General features: G+C 35.0%; 20 protein-coding genes. 19 read left to right on the top strand and 1 reads right to left on the bottom strand.

What is annotated here, in order from left to right:
• Nucleotides 1–318 precede the first annotated feature (318 nt).
• The 19 genes from JKP34_RS06885 (at nt 319) to JKP34_RS06795 (ending at nt 15,867) form a co-directional block, all read left to right on the top strand.
• The gene (locus JKP34_RS06885) at nt 319–1,722 is read left to right on the top strand and encodes a serine hydrolase domain-containing protein (protein WP_201919040.1); all 1,404 of its coding nucleotides are present in this window, start codon (nt 319–321) and stop codon (nt 1,720–1,722) included.
• Between the two features lie 147 nt (nt 1,723–1,869).
• Nucleotides 1,870–2,442 carry a hypothetical protein gene (locus JKP34_RS06880; protein ID WP_201919038.1) on the top strand — a complete coding sequence of 191 codons (573 nt, stop codon included), beginning with the start codon at nt 1,870–1,872 and terminating at the stop codon, nt 2,440–2,442.
• A gap of 404 nt (nt 2,443–2,846) precedes the next feature.
• The gene (locus JKP34_RS06875) at nt 2,847–3,335 is read left to right on the top strand and encodes a hypothetical protein (RefSeq protein WP_201919037.1); all 489 of its coding nucleotides are present in this window, start codon (nt 2,847–2,849) and stop codon (nt 3,333–3,335) included.
• Nucleotides 3,336–3,666: 331 nt separating this feature from the next.
• A complete protein-coding gene (locus tag JKP34_RS06870; protein ID WP_201919035.1) occupies nt 3,667–4,869 on the top strand; it encodes a hypothetical protein in 1,203 nt (400 codons plus the stop codon).
• A 131-nt stretch (nt 4,870–5,000) separates the two neighbouring features.
• Nucleotides 5,001–5,576, top strand: a complete 576-nt coding sequence (locus tag JKP34_RS06865; protein ID WP_201919033.1) for a hypothetical protein — start codon at nt 5,001–5,003, stop codon at nt 5,574–5,576.
• 466 nt (nt 5,577–6,042) lie between these two features.
• Complete coding sequence (locus tag JKP34_RS06860; RefSeq protein ID WP_201919031.1) at nt 6,043–6,432, top strand: contact-dependent growth inhibition system immunity protein; 390 nt, start codon at nt 6,043–6,045, stop codon at nt 6,430–6,432.
• 184 nt (nt 6,433–6,616) lie between these two features.
• Nucleotides 6,617–7,006, top strand: a complete 390-nt coding sequence (locus JKP34_RS06855) for a hypothetical protein (RefSeq protein ID WP_201919029.1) — start codon at nt 6,617–6,619, stop codon at nt 7,004–7,006.
• 159 nt (nt 7,007–7,165) lie between these two features.
• Complete coding sequence (locus JKP34_RS06850) at nt 7,166–7,660, top strand: hypothetical protein (protein WP_201919026.1); 495 nt, start codon at nt 7,166–7,168, stop codon at nt 7,658–7,660.
• A 166-nt stretch (nt 7,661–7,826) separates the two neighbouring features.
• Nucleotides 7,827–8,396 (top strand): hypothetical protein, encoded by a 570-nt coding sequence (locus tag JKP34_RS06845; RefSeq protein ID WP_201919024.1) that lies wholly within the window; start codon nt 7,827–7,829, stop codon nt 8,394–8,396.
• A gap of 157 nt (nt 8,397–8,553) precedes the next feature.
• Nucleotides 8,554–8,799: an AbrB/MazE/SpoVT family DNA-binding domain-containing protein gene (locus tag JKP34_RS06840; RefSeq protein ID WP_201919022.1), complete on the top strand. Its 246-nt coding sequence runs from the start codon at nt 8,554–8,556 to the stop codon at nt 8,797–8,799.
• Nucleotides 8,790–9,113, top strand: coding sequence for a type II toxin-antitoxin system PemK/MazF family toxin (locus tag JKP34_RS06835; protein ID WP_201919020.1), 324 nt, complete (start codon nt 8,790–8,792; stop codon nt 9,111–9,113). The genes JKP34_RS06840 and JKP34_RS06835 overlap by 10 nt, the downstream gene beginning before the upstream one ends.
• 231 nt (nt 9,114–9,344) lie before the next feature.
• A complete protein-coding gene (locus tag JKP34_RS06830) occupies nt 9,345–9,956 on the top strand; it encodes a hypothetical protein (RefSeq protein ID WP_201919018.1) in 612 nt (203 codons plus the stop codon).
• 395 nt (nt 9,957–10,351) lie between these two features.
• Entirely contained in the window at nt 10,352–10,876 is a 525-nt protein-coding gene (locus tag JKP34_RS06825; protein WP_201919016.1) for a hypothetical protein, read from the top strand.
• Nucleotides 10,877–11,886: 1,010 nt separating this feature from the next.
• Nucleotides 11,887–12,549, top strand: coding sequence for a hypothetical protein (locus tag JKP34_RS06820; protein ID WP_201919014.1), 663 nt, complete (start codon nt 11,887–11,889; stop codon nt 12,547–12,549).
• Nucleotides 12,550–12,692: 143 nt separating this feature from the next.
• Complete coding sequence (locus tag JKP34_RS06815) at nt 12,693–13,520, top strand: AraC family transcriptional regulator (RefSeq protein WP_201919013.1); 828 nt, start codon at nt 12,693–12,695, stop codon at nt 13,518–13,520.
• A gap of 67 nt (nt 13,521–13,587) precedes the next feature.
• Nucleotides 13,588–14,037 carry a VOC family protein gene (locus JKP34_RS06810; protein WP_201919011.1) on the top strand — a complete coding sequence of 150 codons (450 nt, stop codon included), beginning with the start codon at nt 13,588–13,590 and terminating at the stop codon, nt 14,035–14,037.
• Nucleotides 14,034–14,402 carry a VOC family protein gene (locus JKP34_RS06805; RefSeq protein ID WP_201919009.1) on the top strand — a complete coding sequence of 123 codons (369 nt, stop codon included), beginning with the start codon at nt 14,034–14,036 and terminating at the stop codon, nt 14,400–14,402. Before JKP34_RS06810 ends, JKP34_RS06805 begins: the two co-directional genes overlap by 4 nt.
• Before the next feature lie 329 nt (nt 14,403–14,731).
• Nucleotides 14,732–15,013 (top strand): hypothetical protein, encoded by a 282-nt coding sequence (locus JKP34_RS06800; RefSeq protein WP_236664906.1) that lies wholly within the window; start codon nt 14,732–14,734, stop codon nt 15,011–15,013.
• A gap of 422 nt (nt 15,014–15,435) precedes the next feature.
• Entirely contained in the window at nt 15,436–15,867 is a 432-nt protein-coding gene (locus JKP34_RS06795; RefSeq protein ID WP_201919005.1) for a hypothetical protein, read from the top strand.
• A gap of 120 nt (nt 15,868–15,987) precedes the next feature.
• Here JKP34_RS06795 and JKP34_RS06790 read toward each other — a convergent pair whose 3' ends face one another.
• Complete coding sequence (locus tag JKP34_RS06790; RefSeq protein ID WP_201919003.1) at nt 15,988–17,301, bottom strand: Fic family protein; 1,314 nt, start codon at nt 17,299–17,301, stop codon at nt 15,988–15,990.
• Between the last annotated feature and the right edge of the window lie 171 nt (nt 17,302–17,472).

Genomic DNA, 17,472 nt, shown 5'->3' with positions numbered 1-17,472 from the left:
CAGGATTGACTTACTGTGTTGGAATAATTTAGCAAGCCAATCCTGCGGATTGACTCGGTGGTAAACCGAAACTTTAGTACATTTAAACCAGCCACGATTCATACAGTGGCGTTAGCTGTGATTCGCCACATAAGCACATCCGAAATAGATTTAAACGAAAATTATCTATTTCTCCAGAGCTTATTAAATCCTTTTGCTAACGTAAAATGGGTTGCGAAAATGAGTTGAAAAATGACTAAAATGACTAAATTGTAAACAACTGAAAATCAATGACTAATTTTTACGTTAGTCAGAATTTAAAATACCAACTACAACTGAATGAAGGAACATTTGAAATATATAGGGATACTGATAATAACCCTTTCAATATCCAATTTGAAAGCTCAGGAATCTATTGACTCACTGGTGGGCACTTATATGTCGACAAATAAAATACCAGGACTTTCTCTTGCCATTATTGAAAATGACAGTGTTAAAACAATAAAAGCTTACGGTCTATCAAGTATTCAAAATGATGTGAAAGTTGACGTCAACACTACTTTCGAACTTGCATCTTTAACGAAACAATTTACTGCGGCTGCCATTCTAAAACTTCAACAAGATGGCAAATTAAACGTAGATGATTATTTGCATCAGTATTTCCCTGAATGTCCAGAGCGTTGGAAAGCGATAACTATAAAACAATTGCTATGGCATACTTCAGGATTACCGGGCATGTTTCCACATGACAATTTCACACAAAAATCATTTACGGGCTATTCTAAAATGACAGCTGAGCAATTAGACATCATGATGCAAACAAATACTGTCAGTAAAAATTTAGCGATAAAGTCCATTATTACGGATTCACTCGATTTTAAACCAGGTTCTGCCTACAACTATAGTGATGTTGGATATTTATTGTTAGGGATTGTCATTGACAATATAACAGGTAGTTACAAAGACTATTTGATGGATATTTTTGACCAAAATGGTTTGCTGAATACTTATATCGTTAATCAGGAAAAAGTTGTTAGAAATCAAGCAAGGGGTTACTCGCTTAAAGATGGAGAATGGATAAATATAATGAGAACATGGGACTATGAAATACCTTCCCATTTTGGTGTCTTTTCGAATTTATCGGATTTAATGAAATGGTATAAAGTAATCTCGGGAACTGACTTTCTTAATGAGACTAACCAAAATTTTCTGTTCTCGAAAGGTACACTAAATGACAAATCAAAAATTGCTTATGGTGGTGGTTGGGAGATTAATGATATCAATGGATTAAAATTCATTAGTCACACAGGAGTAACAGGAACTATTTTGGTCAACATCCCGCAAAAAAGCACCACAGTTATCATACTTTCAAATTTAGGATATAATGGAAATGACATGGTAAATCCTTGGAATTTAGCTTATGAAATTATTAATAAGATAGGAATAGAAACCAGAATTAATCGCAGTCATGTTACCTCAAGTGGACTTAAACAAATAGAGACAGATAAAGCAGCTATTAAAAAGCTAACAGGTAAGTATTTGACAACGGACAACCTAGAAGCTAATATATACATAGAAAGTGGGAAGCCTTATTTTGAAAGTCAAGGAAGTAAGAATGAATTATCTCTATTAGAAAATGGGAGTTGGCTTGTGCTAGGGTTCGATTACGAATATATACTAACCCTAGATGAAAATGGACAAATATTGGAATCGAATTACGGAAGAATATTTAAGAAAGAATAAAAACCACAGCTAACAATGTATATAAAAAATAGGCGAAATAGCAGTAAAACAAAGGGTTTTGGCTCGTATCAAACTTTATGCTTAACCTAAAGTAAAGCGCTTCGAAATCGCCTACTTTTCATATGCTAACCGTTAGAGTTAATTATTTTGAAGAAAAAGATACCCATTTTATTTTTTGCTATCTTCTTTGGTTGCCAAGACAAACCACAGTTGAATAAAAATATTGACGCACAAATTCATACCATAGACAGAGTAGTTGATCATCTATTTGCGAAAAAGGACTCTCAACGTTTTTTAATAAAATATATCCCGCTATTGGAAAATGGCAAGTTCAGAAATTATATCCTCGAAGAACAAGGAGACAGTCTTCTCAATGAACTTGAAAATCATGATGATTTAAAAGAAATTATGATTTCAAATTTATTAGTAGCCAATAACCTAGAAAAAGAAGAATTGGCTTCTTCCCGCCACATAGTAATAAAGGAGAATCAAAGTATTGACTCAGCTATTCGCATAACAAACTTGAATTATATTGGAGAATTAGGTCTTTCAGAAGTTTCCAAAGGTAATTTTTCTTTATTGTACATTGAATTGGTCTCACCAAACCACTATAAAGGAGTAACAAGATTCCTATTGATGCAGAAAGTTGATAATGAATGGATTACTAAAGGTAATTTTGAGGGAATTCAAATCTCTACTGATACATCTGACTTTCAGTAAGCAACTAACTCTAACATGGCATAAAACCCATTTGCATAATCATTTCATAGCTAAGTTTTCTGCAGGTGTCCCGCAATTTATGCCTTCAATTTGTTCTAGCAGTGTAGCGGGACACGACATTGTAAGATTAAAAGGCAGTTAAGGTTAAGCCAACTGCAACAGCACCTGAAATTTCGCGGGACTTTGGGACATCAAATTCAACTAACATTTGCAAGACGACCAATCAGTTTCTCAACTTGCCTGCTTAAACGGTAGGACTTTCTGGTACCTACACGGGGGACGTCACCTCTTTCTGTCAGCCTGCCTTGTTGGATAACGCATAAATTGCTTAGTTTAGCTTTTCATAGCTTGCTCCGGCAAACGGGTTTTATGCAGGCGTTACAGCTAATACTTCCTAAACCAGAATGATTTTATTTGCAACTGGCATATTGAAATTTATTGTCGGCCTTATTGGTCTACTTTTTACCTTAGTCTTCCTAATTGTTTTATTATTTAAGAAAAATAAAAGACCGTTTTTAAGAAATGCAGGTATAACTTTTATATCAACAGTCATAATTATCTTAGCAATAACAATTGTAGAATTTTTTATCGCACCAGTAAATCCTAAAGAAGACCAATTAGTCCTAAATGCTTACAGATCTGCACAACTTGGAGGCTTCTGGTTGGGTGTCTATAAAGATTCAACATGGGAAATGGGGAATTCTTCCAGAGAAATAGGATTAAAAGGCACTTACAATATTAATGGTGATACTCTTATTTTAAAAGTATCAAATGGAGGAAAATTCAAGAATGGTAAATCAGAGAATTCCCTTATTATAACAGAGACAGCATTGATTGAAATTGAAAGTACAGGTATTAAAAGGTTGAATATAAACCTCAATAAAATAGACTAGCTGTAACATCACATAAAACCAATTTGCTCAGCACCTTGTAGCCAACTCAGTAGTAACTAGCCAGCAATTTATGCTTTCACTTCGTGGCAACTTCATCAACGGGGGACTGACCATTGTAGGACTCACTAGCTTTTATGGTAATTCAGTCAAGTCAAATATTGGCCATCATCGGGCGGACAAGTTTTTACCGACACACTGGACTGGCTGTATAAGGACATCACTTTAATCAACAGTGAGCCTTGGTGGAACCCGCATAAATTGCTTAGTTTAGCATTTCATAGCTTACATTGGCAAACAGGTTTTATGTAGGCGTTATCACCAATCTCTAAATATGGAAAGTAGTACAGTATCGATAATAACAAATGGGTTTAAAAATAATTTATTTGCCATTGATTTCTATTTTGAGAAGTTTGGTTCATTAGCCCAATCTGAAGACCAAAGTGCTGTTGAAGATAAAAATCAGTACTTCAAGCAATGTATGGATGAATTAGGCATTGACAAGACTAAACCAAAGGAAGAACAAAATTTCTCATCGGAAGATGTCCTAATTTTTGCTAAAAAAATATTGAAAGCTCCTAAATTATCTCATCAAAACTTTGAAATACTTTCACGTAGTTCATTTTTGATGCTTAACAATTATTTTGAGTACTTACTTGCTGATCTACTTACCTACTACTATCAAAAATTCAAAGAATCTCTAAATGAAAAAAACTTCAAAATTACACTAAAGGAACTTAATGAGTTTGAAAATATCCAAGAAGCTACTACATCTTTGATTTTAAAAGAAGTAGAGTCAATGATGATTGACTTTAGTTTTCATAAACTTCTTGAGCATTTTGAAAATGAACTAGGAATTGAACTAGAGAATCAAATCATTAATTGGGATAAAATCGAAGAATTTAGAGAAAGACGACATTTGATTGTCCATAACTCTTCAGTTGTAAACAAAAAATACATTGTACGTACTAATAATCCATATAATTTAAAACAAGGCGATAAAGTAAATATTTCAATAGAGTACTTTAATGAAGCCTTCAAAGAGTTTTATCTAGCAGGTCTTCTTTTATGTTATAACTGTTGGGGCAAATGGGATAAGGAAAATGCAGATCAAGCGTTAAAGGACATGTTAAATGAATCTTTTGATAATCTTAAACTCGAAAAATACGAGTTGGTAAAAAGAATAACTGATTACACCAATAAGATTGACGCAAGAAATGAAGAGCAAGAAAATGTTCTGTTAAGAGCGAAATTCAATAGGTGTATTGCTTTAAAAAAGTTAAACAATCAAACCGATTTAAAAAAAGACTTAAAAAAGATAAAAGTGGGCACTGCTCTTCCTCTATTTCAATTAGGACATGCTATTCTATCGGAAAAAGAAGATTCAATTCTCCCACTATTTAAGCAAACGAAAGCTTTAGAAGATGTTGATTTAGACAAATACAATGAGTGGCCTTTGTATTCATTTGTAAGAGAGAAGGAAGATCTAAATGAGCAAGTTTTAAACATTCTAAAAGAAGGTGATAACATCAACTAAACGCCATGGCTATGGGTTAGCCCCCTTTTGCTGCCTAAGCATAATAGCTTATATTTACAGCTGACGTTTTGGTCTGCACTCCGTTTGACCGCCACGTCTGTTTAGTAAGAGCGTTATGCACAATCCGTAAAATGAAGTACTTCATTACTATAACACTAGCCTTTTTAATAACAGCTTGTCAAACTACAGACGCATGGACAGGTCATTGGTACTCACCTAATGGTCTAGTTAAAGTGGACTTAAATAAAGATAATTCTTATAGTCTACACCATATCGAAGGCACTGAAAGAGGCACTTGGTTAAAACAATCAAATACAATCCTTCTTAGTGATTCATCAATACTTCAAATAGACTCAACAAACCTTCTCTTAGATGGGAATAAATTATCCAAAGAAAAACCTAAGACATCGGTGCCTCTGAATGCAAATTTAACAGGACTAAATTTCATTTGGACTTTCGAATCAGATGGTGTACAAATAGACACAGTCTCATTTAGCGATAATTCATATTATTCTTCATTTAACAAGAGAAGTCATCAGTACAAATTAATCCCCTTTAATGGCCTTCTTTATTTCACACACGACAATTTATCCAACATAGGTGACAGATACTTTTTATTACATACTCTGAATAAAAAAGAATTGATTTTTGACTTCTACGATTACGGTACTAAAAAGCATATTAAAACAGTATTAAGACAATTATAAAGTGCATAACATGGTATAAAACCCATTTGCTTACTCATTTCATAGCTAATTTTTCTGCATGTGTCCCGCAATTTATGCTTTCATTTTGTTCTGGCTGCAGTGTAGTGGGACGACAGATTGTAGGATTAAGTGACAGCTAAGGTTTAGCCAGCTTCAACAGCATCTGTTAATTTCGCGGGACTGGAGGACATCACATTTAACTCAAAACTGCAATACGACCAACCAGTTTCTTAACTTACCAGCAGCAACGGTTGGACTTGAGTTTGACCTACCCCAGATGGACATCACCTCTTTCTGTCAGCCTGCCTTGTTGGATAACGCATAAATTGCTTAGTTTAGCTTTTCATAGCTTACATTGGCAAACAGGTTTTATGTAGGCGTTGTGCAATGTTTAAAAACCGAACCGACATTGATTTCGACCAAAAGGAAATTTGAGATTAATTGGAAGTCCAAGAACTTGGAAAACTTGGAGAAGGACTTTTGGGGCGAACCGACCTACGACAGCCATTTAGTAAAGACATGTCACCGACTTCGCCAGAAGCCACTCCAAGACTTCGACAATGAAGACTTGAGAATAATGATTGGTCAAAACATCGGACTGAAATATTTGATCCCAATGGCTCTTGAGACTTTAAAGGAGAATGTTTTAGCCGAAGGTGACCTCTACGAAGGTGACCTATTGAAATCAGTCCTGACCAGCGACAAAGACTTTTGGAAAAATGAATCAGACTATTTCGAGGACCTTGAAAAGGTAATTCAAGAAAACGAACAAGCGTTGCAAGAAAGAGAACCTCGACTTTTGAAGGACTTCGTTGAAATGAAAAAAGAAATAAAAACATTGCACAACAAAAAATAAACTCAAGGCGGCTTTAATCTCGCTCCGGTAAGGCGTTTACGGCTGACAGAGAAACATTCCGTTTCTTTACAACACTACGAACTAAGCCGCCCTGCGTTTATTCAGGGCCGTTATCAGCAATATGCAAGAGATAAGAAAACTATTGATCCTTTCTATATTTACTCTAAGTGCAACTTTCAATGTTTTGGCTTGTAGTTGTGGTAAGCTAAACAAGTTATCAAAAGACATGCTGACCAATGGACAAATTGCTTTTGTTGGTCGCGTGATCAAAGTTACTTATCTCGATGACTATACTATGAAAACCACATTTAAGCTGGAAGAGAATTTAACGAACATAGAACTAAATGATACAATTACAATATGGTCTGGACGTGACTGTGAACCTCATTTCATATCCGGTGAACAATGGTACATCTTCCCTAACCAGCATGAGGACAAACACTGGTCAGGTCTATGCAGTCGCAGCGCACAACTAACCGATAGGACAATACCCGAAAATCCATATAAGGAAAATATTGGAGACAAGCCCAGCGAGATTTTAATAAGAATCAACGAAGGGCTAAACGAGAAATAAAATTTCTAAGAAAGTATAAAAGCTGAGAACAAATGCTTTACTCAATCATTCATGAAAACTATTCTACTTATAGCGACTCTTTCTACATTTGGACTAACTCTTAAAGCTCAGAGGGTTGATTTAGAATCAATCTATTCTTCTGTTGAGGTTAGATTTAACATGAATCTTGACACAGTAAATCTATGCGATTCATATATTCTGAACGGAATACCTGTTACAGAAGAAGATTTCAGGTATGAACTTCGAAAATATAAAAAATCCGAAATAAAATTCACAGCTATTGCTGACTTATCAAAAACTACATTTTTCCACCAGAACTGTGACTATATGATTTTGGTAGGTGCTGGAGAATATAATCAATCTAAAGAGTCAAAGCTTAAAGAACTTGACTCAATTCGTTCGAACCTGAACAAGAATTTACCCGAAATCGTAATTCGAGACTATATATGTGAAGGTTGTAAGCAGGTAGTTGTAGACGGTACACCTATAGGAATGTATGAAGCTCGAAATCTAGTGAATGAACTAAAACCAAAGAATATAGATTTTATTGTTTCCTATGAATCTGCTAACCCCAGAATATTTGGAAGGTACTCTATTAATGGACTAACTGAAATCTTCTTGAAAAAGAAAGCTGATAACAAAAGCTATGAATGAATGGGGTTTCATCGGTCAGGATATTTTGGTGGGGATTGGAAAGTCCGCCACAAGTTTTAAATTTAAATCAAGGTGTGGCTATGTGCGAGACGAGAGGTTAGTGCTTTCTAATCCCCACTCATCATAGCTTAGCGTTAGGGCGAATTGTGCCACGTAGAAATACAGAATGAAAAAATCAATATTTGTAATACTATTCAACTTGATGGCACTTGTTTCATTCGGACAAGAGAGTCAAACTATTGTCAAAATACGCAAGAACTTTCAAAGATGGCAGCCGATTATTGAAAACAAACTGGACAGCTCAAACCAACTTTTTCATTATGCTTGGGGAGAGAGCTATCAAGAAGATGAATGGTATTCGAACCAACAAACTGCAGAACACAAGTTTCTATTTCAAAAAGTGCGCTTACTTGAAGAACCGAACCTCGGAACCTTTGTCTATTATGACAGCTACTCAATGTCTGGAGACTGGTATATCGCTATTGACTACTATTTCGACACTGACAACAAACTTTACTTCATCTTTTGGCGGATGAATACCTTCCAAGCTGATGAACCTTTAACAATTGAAAAGAGGCTCTACTTCAACTCTGACGGTAAACTCATCCGAAATCTTGAATCAGTTTATAAGATGAACACCAAAGATGAATCTACAGCGGGATTCGCAGACCGAGATATTGAATACGAACTGCAACTGAGCAAAATGGACTTTTATGGCAAGTGTAACGAAGAATAACATCGCCCTAACATTCTGTATAAATCATGGCTGTTAGTAGGTTATTGTTACTTCAGCTCTTTGTTGAAAGCCCGGAAATCCTAAAAATAATTAATCTTTATCTTCTTGTTTTCTACACAAAGTAGTAACTTTGTAATTACAATAAATAAAAGAAATTATGGAAGTTTCAGTTGTACAGATAGGTAATTCTAAAGGCATTAGATTTAGTAAGACCATTTTAGAAAAATATAATATTAAGGATAAAGTGGATTTGATTCTAGAAAAAGGACAGATTATTATAAAACCACTTTCAAAACCTCGGAAAGGTTGGGAAAAAGCATTTAAGGAAATGTCTGAAAATAAGGACGACAATTTACTATTTAATGATGTGTTCGAGGATGAAAATCTAAACGAATGGAAATAAATCAATACGAAATCGTTTTAGTCAATTTGAATCCTACAATCGGCAGTGAAATCCAGAAAACCAGACCCTGCGTTGTAGTTTCTCCAAATGAGATGAACAAATATCTCCGGACTGTAGTGATTGCTCCCATGACTACCAGTTCAAAAAATTATCCTACACGAGTGGAAATAAAACATGACAACAAAATAGGCTGGATTGTGCTTGACCAAATTCGGACAATAGATAAACAAAGAATCATTAAACCTCTGGGCCGACTATCAAAACCCGAAATCAAAGAAGTTAAAAGTATCATAAAGGAAACTTTTGTAGATTGACAAATAAGCCTAACATCACCTAAAAATGCATTTGCTCACTGCTTCTAGCAAAGTAAGCGGTTAATTCTTCACAAGGCCAAACGTGCATTTTTATTAAAAGAGAATCATAGAAAGTGATCCTCTCATTTTACTGTTCTGCAATTGCAGTTATAGTTTGGCTTTGCTACTTTAGTTCTTCGTCAGCTAAGTGTGGCAAACGCATTTTAGCATGGCGTTAAGCACAATGAATTCATGAATCAAGCTTTTATAATATTCTTGTTTTTCATTTCTCTGGGATACTGCAATGCGCAATCAGAATTTCCAAAACTAGAATCTAGTGATGTTATTAGCAGACATTTTAGCATTCAAGAAATTAAAGAACTGCAAAAGATTCTTGATTTTTTTGATAATGAGCTTTGTGAGAAAACTTCTAAAGATTTAGCAGAATGTTATGAATCATTCTTTTCAAAAGTTCTTAAAGAAAGTGAAACCGGTGATGTTTATATAAAACACCCATATTCTGAACAGAATAGGCTATATACAGAGTTAGATACTGTTGTATTTAATGAAATCTGGGCATTTGGAAAAACCTGGACTCACGATGTAGGTGACACCCTAAAATACATTGATCTAAATACTCAAGGTTCATTTCAATTACTTCTTAAAGATATCGCTAAATATAATGAAGGAATAAAATACTATCATGAAGCATTACTAGCAGTACATGGAATATCGCCTTCAATGGTAGGAAATATAGCCTATAAAGCTTCAAGTTATGATATTAGTAAACCTGAAATCAGACTTATTATAGCGATCCACTATATTACTCTATACGATCAGTTTTTTCGAAAAGAACCATACTAAAAGTGCTTAACATGGCATAAACCCCATTTGCTTACTCATTTCATAGCTAAGTTTTCTGCAGGTGTCCCGCAATTTATGCTTTCAATTCGGGCAGGCTTCATCATAGCGGGACAAGACATTGTAGGATTTAAAAGCCGCTAAGGTTAAGCCTACTACAACTCAACCTGCAAGCTATGGAGGACTGGAGGACATCACATTCAAACAACTACTTCAAGACAAGCAGTCAACTGAGTTTTTCACAAATAACAGCGGGACGACTTGGACCTACCGTACGGGGACATCACCTCTTTCTGTCAGCCTGCTTTGGTTGACAACGCATAAATTGCTAGTTTTCCATTTCATAGCTTGCTCCGGCAAACGGGTTTTATGCAGGCGTTATGTAGAATTCCTCCAAAATGAAATCAATTCTTTTAATCACATTTATATTTATCAGTAACCTCAGCATTGGACAAACTATTGAGGCTGACTTTGAAGCAAGAGAGAAGCTACCTGACTGGATTGGAGCTGAGGTAGTTGATTCAGCAAAAGGACAATCATATAGAATCGATGAGAAAATAAATCCATTTTATCTCGAGGCTGACTTCAACAACGAAGGGATGATAGACATAGCAATCTTTGTTAGGAACAACCAGACTGGTAAAAGCGGAATAATCATAAAACATCGAGAGGACAAAAGCACTCATATCCTTGCTGCAGGCCAGACATTCAATAAAATGACAGATTTAGACTGGATGGACTTCTGGAAACTTTACCGAGAACCATATGCAGACAAGACAACTTTTACGGACGACCTCGACATAGAGGGCAGCGAAAGAATAGAGATAAATTATATCGCTATCCAAGTGGGACAATCAGAAGGCTCTAGCAATCTCATCATTTGGGATGGCAAGCAATATTCTTGGATACATACAGGAGAATAATAAGATCTACATAACATAACCTAAAATGCATTTGCTCAGTGCTTCTAGCAAATTCAGCAATAACATAAACGCTCGCCAAACCTTCAAAAGTCTTTAGCCCCTTAAGCTGGAAGTGTGCTTCTCTCCTTTTCCTTTACCGCGCCATTAGTTTATGGTCACAGTTGTAGGTGTGGTTTGGCTTCACTACTTTAGTACTCCGTCAGCTAATTGTGGCAAACGCATTTTAGCTTGGCGTTAGCATGAATCAGTAATTAATTTGAGCAAAGGTTTAAGAATAGAGTTGATATTGACAGGTATAGTTGCATACATTTTATTAATGTTGCTAATTTTTATGCCAATAGATATTTTAGACTTTTATGCTAACATAGACACGTATATTAAAGTACACAATCTAAATCCAAAAGAGGAAAATTGGGAATGGGAATATCTTGGTAAGAACGTTTATTCCATTATAATATCCCTTATAGGTCTAACTATTATTACATTACGTTTTATTAAGAAGAACAATCAGATTATTCAAAAGTTGAACTGGATATTTTTATTCATGTTTTATGGGATATTCCTTATTAGGGGGATAAACCTCTTAATCATTACAATCTTCAAGTAGCATTAAACTCATGCTAACATAACATAAATCCCATTTGCTTACTCATTTCATAGCACGCTCTGTGCCAGTTGTCCCGCAATTTATGCTATCGCTTTGTTCTGGCATCAGAGTAGCGGGACATGACATTGTAGGATTAAAAAGCATCTAAGGCCAGGCTTGCATTCAAGGTGTTTGCTAGCTGTATCGGGACAGGACATTAGCTGTACTTAAGAACAGACTCGAAGAAATTTAAATAGTAGCTACCTGCCAGCTCCATCGGGCGGACTGTTTGTTACCTACCCAAGGGGACATCACCTCTTTCTGTCAGCCTGCCTTGTTGGATACCGCATAAATTGCTAGTTTTCCATTTCATAGCTTGCTCCGGCAAACATGTTTTATGTAGGCGTTGTGGGTAATTAAAAAAATGACACTAACAGAAATAATACTTGGGGCGATTGGCTCCTTTATCTCAGGTTATCTAATTTCCTATTTTAAAGAAAAAGGGAAAAACAAGGCTTTATTGGGTGATATTAAGCGACTGACAGAAGAAAAAGAGCGTATCATTTCAGATTACAAACTTGACATTGAAAAAAGGAAGTATAAGTATGAATCAAAGAAAGAGCAATATTTCAAATACTTCAACTTAATTGACGAATTTGGAAAATCGGGAAACGACAGCTTCTACAGAGACTTCTTTCCAATTGTAGATACATTTAACAAGGACTTTTTATCTGCAAATGGCGACAAAGAAAGAGAACTTGAAGTATTAAACAATTTTACATCAAGTCTTAACCCAATGCTTTCTAAAAGCAATGAGAACTTAGTAAGACTCAGAGCTGAAACCAAGACCATAAGATTAATCGCCAATGATAAGGTTCAAGGCTATTTAGACAAACTTGACCAGTTGTATGACATCTCATTTGAGAGGAGTGCGGACATGTTAAGAAGCATGGGAAATAACATAATCTCTAACAATCAAGCTTTGATTGATAAACAGAATCAAGATTTACAATCATTGGGTTCAATGATCAATGAAGTACATGAACAACTTGTCATAGAAATTAAAAAAGAGCTTGACGAAATTTAAAAAAAACTACCCACAACAACGCATATAGCTTATGGCGGGTGAACGGCTGCCATCAAGGTTTTCGCTCCGTAGCCAACTTTGGTTTCGGTGGACAGGAAAGTGCTTCGAAACCGCCACAAGCCATATGCAAAACGTTGTGCATAATGCGAAAAAACGCAGTGAATGAACTAAAAACCATAAGAGAATACTACAAACCGATTCAACCAACAGTTTCGGCTAACAATAACGAAATAAGTTATCAGGAAAGAAAACCAAATAAAGAAATTGAAGATTTCATTTACTGCTTTTGGCAACTCAAAACACAAAAGCCTTTAAAAAGCGATTATAATTACCGAGTAGTTTCTGACGGGTGTATTGACATCTTTTTTGACCATAAAAAACCGACTGAAAACTTTGCGATGGGATTTTGCAGAAAGTTCGTTCAGTTCTCAATCGGGAAAGAATTTGACTATATCGGTATTCGATTTTTGCCTTCTGCTTTTACACATTTGTTTGGAGTCGATGCCAAGACTTTAAGCAATCAATCCCAAGAACTGAATAAAATTTTACCCAACTTTTCAGGATGGATTAATACCGAAATAAAGCCAACCGATTCATTTGAAAAAATTGGGGCAATATTAAATGATAAAATAATTGGATATTCAAAAAACCAAGATATTAGCTATGACCACCGTTTTTTGGATTCACTAAACTTGATTTTCAAGAGGAATGGATTTTTAGACACGGAAAAAGACCTAAATACAGGTTTAAGTCCAAGACAACTTCGCAGAATTTTCAACTTTTATATCGGCACAACTGCAAAATCATTTAGCAACGTTGTGCGTTTCCAGCATATTTTGAGTGCAAAACCATCAAAACAACGTTTAAAAGAAAACAAACTGTACTTTGACGTTGGTTTTTTTGACCAAGCCCATTTCATTAAAAACTTCAAAACATTTTATGGCGTGACACCTTCAGAAGCATTCAATTAAGTTTGTCCGATTTTTACAATTCCTCGGTAAGTTACCTCTTTACTTTTAGTGTGTTAAATCTTTAAAAATGAAAAAATTAGTATTAATTGCATTGACACTCACAATATGCTCTGTGAATGCACAAACACCAAAGAAAATGAAATTAAACGCAGGAATTGTCACTGAAAAAATCAAGGAAACCAAAGAGTTTTACACAACGGTTTTGGATTTTGGAGTAACCTTTGAGAATGACTTTTATCTTTTGTTGCATACACCAGATAAATCAGCACAATTGAGTTTTTTATTGCCAAATCATCCAAGTCAAAAGCCAATTTTCCAAAGTCCTTTCAACGGAAAAGGAGCTTACCTTACTATTGAAGTAGAAAACGTTGATGACATCTACGAAAAATTAAAAAGCAAAGGCGTGAAAATTGAAATTGAGCTGAGAGATGAGCCTTGGGGTGATAGGCATTTCGCAATTGTTGACCCTAATGGTATTGGTATTGATTTAGTGAAATACACCGAACCAACAGAATGAGATTAAGCACAGAAATATATACGAGTAAGGTAGATGAATGCAAGAGATTTTATCTAAAATATTTCGACTTTAACGTTAAATCGAGTGCTGAAGGATTTGTTGTTCTTCAAAATAGAACGAACCCAGAATATGAATTGATGTTTTGTGTTCCAAACTCACCATTTGTAAATGCTATTTTCCATCCAGAATACAACAATAAAGGAGTTATTTTACAATTTGAAGTCGATAACGTAATAAATGAATACCATCGGATTAAAAGCTTGGAAATTCCAATTCTGATAGAATTGGTTGAAGAACCTATCAATGGTAAACATTTTACCATTAGCGACCCAAGTGGATTATTAATCGACATTGTTTCATATTAGAAATTAAAGCACTATGCACAACAACGTGTATAAGCAATAGCGGTTTGAGTGTTAACTCGAACCGTTTTTGTATAAATTAAAGTATATTGTAAACTGAAAAGTAGTCGCGTAAAAATCCGCCACTGCTCATACACAAGACCGTTGGCAGTAATTAAATCATACTAATTAGATATTTTCAAATGAAAGAAAAACTTTTTGAGTTTCTTGCATATTCGTATGTTTTAATTCTTCTTTTTGGTGGCCCAGTATTGTGTCTACTATTATATTTATCCTATAAGAAACTCAGAATAAAACGAGTGTATTTTGCCTGCCTGTTAATTTCACTTCTTATGGCAGCTCTTCGCATAAACATAAGTGACAGTCTACATCTCAAAGAACAGAAATATGGTGTTATTAATTTTCTTTATTCTCCCCTAATTTTTATGCTAACATATTCTGTTTTAAGATATTTCTTTCTAAAAATCTTTGGAAATGAACCAATTCAAGCAGGATTCTACCAGACGAGTTGGGAACAAGGTGAATATAGAAAATTACATTGGGGAGATATTATATTTACTATTTTATTAATCCTTATTCCTTTAGGTTCAGTTGTTTTAGTAGGTAAACTATAAATACTACTGCCAACATAACATAAACCCCATTTGCGTACTCATTTCATAGTATAGTTTTCTGCTAGTGTCCCGCAATTTATGCTTTCACTTCGGGCAGGCTTCATCATAGCGGGCCCGCCTGCCGGACGGGCAGGACGAAACATTGTAGGATTTAAAAGCAGCTTAGGTCAAACTTGCATTTAAGGTTTCAACTTACCGTATCGGGACGGGACATTAGCTGGACCTAAGAAGGGACTCGAAGAAATTTAAATAGTAGCTACCTGCCAGCTCCATCGGGCGGACTGTATGTTACCTACCCCAGGTGGACATCACCTCTTTCTGTCAACCTGCCTTGTTGGGTAACGCATAAATTGCTAGTTTTCCATTTCATAGCTTGCTCCGGCAAACGGGTTTTATGCAGGCGTTGTGCATAATTATGCCGCATGAACTTAATACTCAAATTTTCACATCACCAGTTCACTGAAATAGCATTCATAATTGAGAATTCAAATGGATATTCGCATTCTGCGTATGAAAAATCGGTAATTGAAGAATCTGAATTGACAATCTACAAGCCTGCAGAACTAGTGCAATTTATCATAAGTGGTCTAGAATCTGAATTATATGAAAAGGAAACTGACAGGATTGCTGCTTATTGGGCACTTTCAAAAACATTTGACAAGAATCTGATTCCGAATTTAAAAAGTTGGCTAAAATCTGAATTAGAAAATGAAAAAAGTACTGCGGTTTTTCAAATCTTAATTGCACTTGACAGACTCGATGAACCCGTATTTCCTGGGAATCGGACTGGACAAGCATACAATGAAGTGGAACTTAATTATAAATACGCCAAAAACTATCTCAAAATAAAATAAACTGTGCACAACACTGGCTATACTGCATGGACAGCGTTTGGCCGATTTTTTATTACCTTTCAAAAAACTAAAAAACGGTCTGGCACGCTGCAACGCAGCATAGCCAACCGTTAGATTTCATTAGGCATTCAGATACATATCGACTTTTTCAGGTGAGGTCAATTTAAAAAAAACATTTCTCCCCTCTTTTTCTTCTTCTATAAGATCGAGCTTTTGTAGGTCATTTAAATCCTTCCTTGCTGTTTGTCTAACAATATCATGTTTTTGAGAGTAAGAAGAAATATTTACTCTGTTTGAATCTTTAGTGTATAAATAACCTATTAAATCCGCTTGACGCTTATGCAAGCCCTTCTCTATCAACTTATAGGCTATCAAATTAGACTTTTCTCTTTCATTCTTCTTTTTATCTCTGTAACGAACCAAACTTTCAAAAGCTACTCTGAGACTCTTTATGGAATACATTATAAAGTATGTCAGATCATTATCATCATTTTCAGTTTTCAAGAAGGCTTTATCGTATTGTATCCTAGAATCTAGGATCGCTCTTGATATTGATATACTTTTGATTAAACTGTAATCCTTTTTTAACAGAAACCAATAAAATAAAGCTCTTGCAGTACGTCCATTACCATCTTTAAACGGATGAATAAAACCAATCATAAAATGAATAATTGACGCCTTAATTATTGGATGAATAAATGTTTTATCTTCATTGACAAAATCGCACAATTCACCCATTAATGATTCGACAAATTTATGTTCTGGAGGGGTATGAGCTATTTCACCATCAATATGGTCTTGTACGTAAATTTGTCCATCACGAAATGAACCTGCACAATCCTCTGCACTTGTATTTGCAGTCATGATTCGGTGCACCTCAATAATCAGTTTGAAATCAAGACTACTTTTAACTTCTTCATCAATAAACTTAATACCTCGTAAATTATTAAATATCATTTGCTCAGACTCATTTCTTGGTTTTCGTCCTGATTTTAGCATCTCCCATGCCACTTTGGTGGTGGTTGCAGCACCTTCAATTTGTGAACTTGCTATCGCCTCTTCGAGCAATGAATTCTTCAAATATTCAGTCTTTTCAAAGCTAGTAATGGGACTCTTATAAAGGCCACCTACAAGTTTTAAATCAAATTCATGTAAATCTTTTTGAATAGACTCTGTCAAATTGAAACAGAAATCAAATTGACCAAACGATAACTTCTTATAATTTGAGCGTCTATTTAACTTAAGTAAGGCCCAGGATTTCACAGGATCAAAGGGTAGATCCTTTCTGTATTTAAAATCATCCCAGTATAAGTACCTTGAATTAATTAGCTTAAAAAAATCTTCGAATTTTTTTGAGAAAAATTCATGAACAATTTCTTTATCATTAAATATCAATTCATTAATATCAACTAATGGAGGTTTTTCAAACTTCATGTTAAATATGTTAAATATGAACACAAATTTAACATATATTTGTATTATTAAAAACAAAATCTAACAAACACTAAAATGAATATGTGAATTGAGCTCTTTGAAAGGATATTGCAAATCTGAAACTTTAGCGCTTTTTGCAACTTTAGTGCATACTCATTTTAGCTGGTCGTT

Origin of the sequence: Marivirga atlantica (genome assembly GCF_016734805.1) — a bacterium.
In the GTDB taxonomy this organism is placed as follows: domain Bacteria; phylum Bacteroidota; class Bacteroidia; order Cytophagales; family Cyclobacteriaceae; genus Marivirga; species Marivirga atlantica.
Note: the sequence above shows the minus strand (reverse complement) of the source record. Positions and strands in the feature narration are given on the sequence as shown.

Excerpts from the sequence above, each read along its gene's own strand:
- JKP34_RS06885 (WP_201919040.1), top strand. The coding sequence starts at position 319 with ATGAAGGAACATTTGAAATATATAGGGATACTGATAATAACCCTTTCA.
- JKP34_RS06875 (WP_201919037.1), top strand. The coding sequence starts at position 2,847 with ATGATTTTATTTGCAACTGGCATATTGAAATTTATTGTCGGCCTTATT.
- JKP34_RS06870 (WP_201919035.1), top strand. The coding sequence starts at position 3,667 with ATGGAAAGTAGTACAGTATCGATAATAACAAATGGGTTTAAAAATAAT.
- JKP34_RS06865 (WP_201919033.1), top strand. The coding sequence starts at position 5,001 with ATGAAGTACTTCATTACTATAACACTAGCCTTTTTAATAACAGCTTGT.
- JKP34_RS06850 (WP_201919026.1), top strand. The coding sequence starts at position 7,166 with ATGAATCTTGACACAGTAAATCTATGCGATTCATATATTCTGAACGGA.
- JKP34_RS06845 (WP_201919024.1), top strand. The coding sequence starts at position 7,827 with ATGAAAAAATCAATATTTGTAATACTATTCAACTTGATGGCACTTGTT.
- JKP34_RS06840 (WP_201919022.1), top strand. The coding sequence starts at position 8,554 with ATGGAAGTTTCAGTTGTACAGATAGGTAATTCTAAAGGCATTAGATTT.
- JKP34_RS06835 (WP_201919020.1), top strand. The coding sequence starts at position 8,790 with ATGGAAATAAATCAATACGAAATCGTTTTAGTCAATTTGAATCCTACA.
- JKP34_RS06830 (WP_201919018.1), top strand. The coding sequence starts at position 9,345 with ATGAATCAAGCTTTTATAATATTCTTGTTTTTCATTTCTCTGGGATAC.
- JKP34_RS06825 (WP_201919016.1), top strand. The coding sequence starts at position 10,352 with ATGAAATCAATTCTTTTAATCACATTTATATTTATCAGTAACCTCAGC.
- JKP34_RS06820 (WP_201919014.1), top strand. The coding sequence starts at position 11,887 with ATGACACTAACAGAAATAATACTTGGGGCGATTGGCTCCTTTATCTCA.
- JKP34_RS06815 (WP_201919013.1), top strand. The coding sequence starts at position 12,693 with ATGCGAAAAAACGCAGTGAATGAACTAAAAACCATAAGAGAATACTAC.
- JKP34_RS06810 (WP_201919011.1), top strand. The coding sequence starts at position 13,588 with ATGAAAAAATTAGTATTAATTGCATTGACACTCACAATATGCTCTGTG.
- JKP34_RS06805 (WP_201919009.1), top strand. The coding sequence starts at position 14,034 with ATGAGATTAAGCACAGAAATATATACGAGTAAGGTAGATGAATGCAAG.
- JKP34_RS06800 (WP_236664906.1), top strand. The coding sequence starts at position 14,732 with ATGGCAGCTCTTCGCATAAACATAAGTGACAGTCTACATCTCAAAGAA.
- JKP34_RS06795 (WP_201919005.1), top strand. The coding sequence starts at position 15,436 with ATGAACTTAATACTCAAATTTTCACATCACCAGTTCACTGAAATAGCA.
- JKP34_RS06790 (WP_201919003.1), bottom strand. The coding sequence starts at position 17,301 with ATGAAGTTTGAAAAACCTCCATTAGTTGATATTAATGAATTGATATTT.